The organism is Magnetococcales bacterium, from assembly GCA_015231175.1.
GTDB lineage: Bacteria > Pseudomonadota > Magnetococcia > Magnetococcales > DC0425bin3 > HA3dbin3.
Window position 1 is genome coordinate 1 of sequence record JADGBZ010000121.1, and the last position, 6,099, is coordinate 6,099.

Consider the following 6,099-nt stretch of genomic DNA (forward strand, 5'->3'; position numbering starts at 1 on the left):
GAAAAACTGGGATGGAGGTCCAGGAGGAAGGGCTGCGCCCTTCCTCCTGGTGGGGCTCGGGGCAAAGCCCCGACGGTGCCGCATGGTTGCAACAAAACAACTCCTCAGCGCCTGGACGTTCAGGGTTCAGATACGTTCAGGGTTCAGATACGTTCAGGGGTTCACACCCTGCTCCCGCACAAACTGGTGGATTCTCTCCACGATATAGTCAATGTGAACGTCCTGGAGGCCCGGATAGGTGCCCACCCAGAATGCGCGGTGCATGATGGCGTCGGTATGTTCGAGCGACCCCACCACACGGTGCGGACGCCCGATCATGTAGGGCTGACGCAGCAGGTTGCCACCAAACAACAAACGGAAACCAATACGGCTCGCATCAAGAAACCGCAACAACGCAGCTCGTTCGAACGGCATTTCTTCCCGCAGCATCAGGAGAAAGCCAAACCAGGCGGGATCGGAACCGGGTGTGGGCTCCGGCAACACGAACACACTTTCCAGATCGGCCAAACCTTCCCGCAAACGGCGGAAATTGTGTTTGCGTCGCTGGATGAATTCGGGCAAACGCTGCAACTGGGCCACCCCGACGGAAGCCTGCATGTCGGTGATTTTCAGGTTGTAGCCCAGATGGGAGTAGATGTACTTGTGGTCATACCCGTGGGGCAACTCCCCCAATTGCCAATCGAAACGGCGTTTGCAGGTGTTGTCGCGTCCCGGCGGGCAAAAGCAGGAGCGGCCCCAGTCGCGAATCGATTCCATGGCCTGATTGAGGGCGCCATTGTCGGAAAAAACCGCCCCCCCTTCCCCCATGGTGATGTGGTGGGCGGGATAAAAACTGAGCGTTCCCACATCGCCAAAGGTTCCCACCAGACGCCCTTGGTAGGTCGAACCCAATGCGTCACAACAATCCTCGATCAAACGCAGACCGTGTTTTTGCGCAACCCTGGTTACCTGTTCCAGATTGAACGGGTTTCCCAAGGTGTGGGCCACCATGATGGCCCGGGTGCGGGGGCCCACCGCCTCGTCCAACAGCGTTACATCGATGTTGTAATCCGGCAGGGAGAGATCCAAAAATACCGGGGTCAAACCATGGATCAGGATGGGATTCAAGGTGGTAGGAAACCCCGCTGCCACCGTGATCACCTCGTCACCCGGTCGCAGGGCAGACTCTCCCCAGGCCTGGGACGAGGTCATGGCCGCCATCGCTACCAGATTGGCAGATGAGCCCGAATTGACGGTCAGCACATGCCTGTTGGCCAAAAAAGCTCCCAACTCCTGCTCAAACCGGGCATTGAAACGGCCCGTCGTGAGCCAAAAGTCCAGGGATGACTCCACCAACGTTTGCAACTCTTCGGCTCCAAACACCCTTCCAGAGACAGGAACCGGCGAAACACCAGGAACAAACGGCACAGCAGCGTGCCGTGCCGCATGAAACCGGGCCACCAGCGTGGAAATTTCCTGACGCAATGGATCGGGTTGATCACTGGACATGGTCTATTCTCCTGCACAGAGTAACAATTCGGTATCCGACTACGAAAAAAACCGTCACGATTCGTAACTATTCACCACCCGGCCAAGAAGCGGGGTCCAGGGGGCTGGCTCCCTGGCAGGTCCAGGACGGAGTCCTGGTGGGGTTCGGGGCGAAGCCCTGACAAAGGCTTTCCTGTCCAGGCTTTTCTTGGAAGCGGGGTCCAGGGGGCTGGCTCCCTGGCAGGTCCAGGACGGAGTCCTGGTGGGGTTCGGGGCGAAGCCCTGACAAAGGCTTTCCTGTCCAGGCTGTTTTTGAAAGAGTGGTGAATTGTTGCACATAATTTTTCATATCGAACTGTTTCTTGCGGTGACATGGGCGCAAGTTCGTTGCCAATGATCAGCCAAGGTGACCAACAACGCCTCGGCGGAGGGGTGGGGTGCCACAAGATGCACCGGAATGTGCCGCCGCTGCAATACGGTCGCAGTGACGGGACTCAAGGCGGCGATCAGGGTGTGTTGCCACCAGGGCATGGCGGGTGAGGGGAGAGCGTCCAGAAAGGATTCGGCGGAACGGCCACTGAAGAAGGAAATGGCGCTCACTTCTCGCCGATGCAAAGCTGTCAAGACCGGTTCCGGCAGTTGGGTGATGGGCATGGCACGATAGGCGACGACCAACTCGACACGACAGCCACCTGCCTCCAGAATATGCACGAGGGTCTCCTGGCCCGACTCTGCCCGCAAAAACAGAAACAGGGTTCCTGGCCCATGCCGTGACAAAATGAATTGGGCCAATGCCTGGGCATCACCGGGCTGAGTGGGGATTGTGGCGGGGCACCCCCCCTGGTGCAAGAGGGCGGCGGTCTTGGCGCCAACCGCATAGAGGGGTGGGTGGGCGCTTCCGGCTGGCAACGCATCGAGCAGTGCGCGAGCGCCGTGGGCGCTGGTGAGAATGATGCCGGCATAGGTATCCAGTCGGGCCATGGCTGCATGGAAAGGCACGGGATCGGCAGGCGGGCCCATGACCAGGGCCGGCGCCACAAGGGGATGTCCACCTGCCCGACGGACCAGGTCGGCTGTTTGTTCCGCTTCGGGTTGGGGACGGGTGATCAGGATGGTGCGCCCGGCCAGGTTGGGTGATCTCATGATGAAAGGGATTTGATGGCAGGAATGGGGGCTATGGATGGCACGACAGGCACGGGTGACACGAGATCGACTCTCCCCCCCGAAGGCGCCGTGATCTGAAGTTCCTGAAGGATCTTTCGCGCCCCGCGCCCCAGGAGTTCCTGGGCCAGGGCAACCCCAAGGGCTTCCGGGTCTGTTGCCGATCCCTGGCGGCGACCACGAATCATGGGAGATCCCGTGACGCCGGCCACGATTCCTTCCAGGGTCAACGTTTGCCCATCCAGCCGGGCATGCCCCCCGATGGGTACCTGGCATCCACCTTCCAGGGTGGCCAGAAAGGCCCGTTCTGCCCGTACACACAGTTGCGTGGGCAGGTGATTCAGGGGTTCCAGAAGGGTGGCCACGTGAGGATCGTCGTCACGCATCTCCATGCCGATGGCCCCCTGACCAATGGCCGAGACCATGCGCTCGGAGTCCAGATACTCCACCACGTAGCGGGTCATTTGCAATCGTTCGACCCCGGCGGCTGCCAGGATGATGGCGTCGTACTCACCAGCCACCATCTTTTCGATGCGGGTATTGATGTTGCCCCGCAGCGGCAACACGTTCAGGTCGGGCCGCAAGGCCAGCAATTGGCTGCACCGCCGCAGGGAGGATGAGCCAACCCGGGCTTTTTGTGGCAGCATCGCCAGCCCGGCATGATGCACCGACAACACCACGTCGCGTGGATCGGCCCGCTCCAGAATGGAACCCAATGTGAGCCCCGGCGGAAACCGTGCGGGAACGTCTTTCATGGAGTGAACGGCCAGATCGGCCCGGCCATCCAACAGGGCTTCTTCCAGTTCCTTGACGAACAGCCCTTTTCCCCCCACCTTGGCCAGGGGCACGTCGAGGATTTTGTCGCCCGTGGTCTTGATGGAGACCAGTTCCACCGTCAGGGCAGGGCGATGTGCCAGGATGCGATCCCGGACCAGGCGGGCCTGCCAGAGAGCCAGGGCGCTGCCCCGTGTGCCGATACGCAAAAGAGACTTTTTCACCGAGGATGTTCCTTCGTCAAATTGTAACTATTCACCACCCGGCAACGAATCGGGGTCCAGGGGGCTGGCTCCCTGGCAGGTCCAGGACGGAGTCCTGGTGGGGTTCGGGGCGAAGCCCTGACAAAGGCTTTCATGTCCAAGCTTTTCTTGCAAGGGTGGTGAGTCGTTACGTCAAACTTCAATTGTTCCCTGCGACGGTGCCAGCATAAGGGGAGAGTGTCGAACAGACAAGAGCATGCGCATTCTGGGTATTGAATCAAGTTGTGACGAAACCGCCGCCGCCGTGCTGGAAGGGGATGGCCGGGCGTTTGCCATTCTTGCCAACGTTGTGCATGGGCAATTGGATATTCACGCTGATTTTGGCGGTGTTGTTCCGGAGTTGGCGAGCCGTGCCCATATTCGCAACATCGGGCCTGTGGTTGCGACGGCTTTGGCACAGGCGCGTGTGTCGGAAGGGTCTCTGGATGGCATCGCTGTGACGGTTGGTCCTGGTCTGGTAGGTGCTCTGCTGGTGGGTGTTGCCATGGCTCGGGGGATGGCTATGGCCTTGGGGCGTCCTCTGCTCGCCATTCACCACATGGAGGGCCATTTGATGAGTCCATTTCTTGCCGGGGTGACCGACTTTGCCTTTCCGTTTGTTGCGTTGTTGGTGTCGGGTGGACACACCCTTCTGGTTCATGCCCTGGATTTTGCGCGTTACCAGGTGTTGGGCCAGACCCGCGACGACTCTGTGGGCGAAGCCTTTGACAAGGGGGCGCGCATGCTGGGTTTGACCTACCCGGGTGGTCCGGCGATTGCCCAACTGGCCTTGCACGGCAATCCACACGCCTTTGCCTTCCCCCGTGCCATGTTGGACCGTACCCGCCACGATTTTTCCTATTCGGGTCTTAAAACGGCCTTGCGCACCTTTCTGGAGCGTGAGGGGGCGGGGGAGGTGGGGTCGATACGACAGCAGGATATTGCGGCATCCTTTCAAGAGGCTTTGATCGAACCCCTGGTGATCAAGTCTCTGGCGGCCTGCCGGACTGTGGGTGCGCAGCGTCTGGTGGTGGCTGGTGGTGTGGGCGCCAATCAACGTTTGCGGGAGCGTCTGACGCAAGCCGCAGAGGTTGCAGGCGTTCGCGTCTTGTTTCCCCCTGTTGGGCTCTGCACCGACAACGGGGCCATGATCGCCTGTGCGGGTTTGCGCCGTTTGGCTGCCGGCGCCCGAGGCGACACCCACTTGAATGCCAGACCACGTTGGTCTCTGGCGGAGTTGATGGCATGATGAACGCAGATCCACCCGTGTTGGTCTCTGGCGGAGTTGATGGCATGATGAACGCAGATCCATCCGTGGCTGTGGTGGGCGCCGGTTCCTGGGGCACCGCCCTGGCGGCCCTGTTGGCAGGCAAACTTCCCCAGGTGACTTTGTGGTGCCATGAACCGGAGGTCGCCGCAGGTATCAACCAGAACCGCCGCAATCCCCTCTTCCTTTCGGACATGCCCATACCCGATCCGGTCCGTGCGGTCACGGATCTGGGTGAGGTGGCGGCTCGTCATTCGATCCTCGTCATGGTGGCCCCGACCCAGGTGACGCGCCAGCTTTTGACCCTTCTGCAACCCCACCTGCACCCGGAGGCGGTCCTGGTTTGCGCCAGCAAGGGTATCGAGGAGTCCCATCTGCTGCTCACTTCGGAGCTTTACGCGGAGATTCTGGGCGAGGAGGTGGCGCAACGGGCCTGTTTTCTCTCCGGTCCCTCGTTTGCGCGCGAGGTGATGCTCGGTCACCCTGCCGCTGTCGTGGTGGCGGGGCGGGAAGCCTCTGTCGTCACGGCCATTCAGGAGCTTTTTTCCACTCCCCGTTTTCGCACCTACTCTTCGGACGATGTGGTTGGGGTCGAGTTGGGTGGTGCGTTGAAAAACGTCGTTTCCCTGGCTGCCGGCATCAGCGACGGCCTTGGATTTGGCCACAGCGCCCGGGCCGCACTGATCACCCGTGGTTTGGCGGAAATCATCCGTCTTGGCGTCCGACTGGGTGGCCGACCGGAGACTTTTTCCGGACTTTCGGGCTTGGGCGACCTGCTGCTGACCGCCACCTCGACCTTGTCCCGCAATCATGCCGTGGGGTACCGGTTGGGACAGGGTGAAACTCTCGCCGATATCCAGGCAGGCATGCGTGAGGTGGCGGAAGGGGTTCATACCACCCGGGCGGCCCGGCAACTTGCCGATCGACACCAGGTGGAGATGCCCATCACCCACGCCGTGCATGCCATTCTTTACGGGCAAAAATCGCCTCGTTCCGTGGTGGAAGATCTTATGGGTCGCCAACTCAAGCCCGAGGTTACGATTTTGCACATGTGACGATTGAGCACCCTTCCAAGAAAGGCTTGGATATGAAAGCCTTGGTCAGGGCTTCGCCCCGAACCGTGCGCCCGTGATGGCGCTTTATCAGCTCGGTGAAAGTCCGAGTCAGAGTATGCCATAACTCTGTAGT

At 60.5% G+C, this 6,099-nt stretch carries 5 protein-coding genes; 2 read left to right on the forward strand and 3 right to left on the reverse strand.

What is annotated here, in order from left to right; genetic code table 11:
- Positions 1 to 153: 153 nt before the first annotated feature.
- From rfbH to hemC, 3 genes are all read right to left on the reverse strand, one after another.
- Positions 154 to 1,488: a lipopolysaccharide biosynthesis protein RfbH gene (gene rfbH, locus HQL63_15375; GenBank protein ID MBF0178206.1), complete on the reverse strand. Its 1,335-nt coding sequence runs from the start codon at positions 1,486 to 1,488 to the stop codon at positions 154 to 156.
- Positions 1,489 to 1,812: 324 nt separating this feature from the next.
- A complete protein-coding gene (locus tag HQL63_15380) occupies positions 1,813 to 2,610 on the reverse strand; it encodes a uroporphyrinogen-III synthase (protein MBF0178207.1) in 798 nt (265 codons plus the stop codon).
- Positions 2,607 to 3,626, reverse strand: coding sequence for a hydroxymethylbilane synthase (hemC, locus tag HQL63_15385; protein MBF0178208.1), 1,020 nt, complete (start codon positions 3,624 to 3,626; stop codon positions 2,607 to 2,609). Before hemC ends, HQL63_15380 begins: the two co-directional genes overlap by 4 nt.
- A 235-nt stretch (positions 3,627 to 3,861) precedes the next feature.
- Here hemC and tsaD point away from each other — a divergent pair, with 235 nt between their 5' ends.
- Together tsaD and HQL63_15395 are read left to right on the forward strand one after the other, a co-directional pair.
- Positions 3,862 to 4,893: a tRNA (adenosine(37)-N6)-threonylcarbamoyltransferase complex transferase subunit TsaD gene (gene tsaD, locus HQL63_15390; protein MBF0178209.1), complete on the forward strand. Its 1,032-nt coding sequence runs from the start codon at positions 3,862 to 3,864 to the stop codon at positions 4,891 to 4,893.
- A 47-nt stretch (positions 4,894 to 4,940) separates the two neighbouring features.
- Positions 4,941 to 5,966 (forward strand): NAD(P)-dependent glycerol-3-phosphate dehydrogenase, encoded by a 1,026-nt coding sequence (locus HQL63_15395; GenBank protein ID MBF0178210.1) that lies wholly within the window; start codon positions 4,941 to 4,943, stop codon positions 5,964 to 5,966.
- The last annotated feature ends 133 nt before the right edge of the window (positions 5,967 to 6,099 follow it).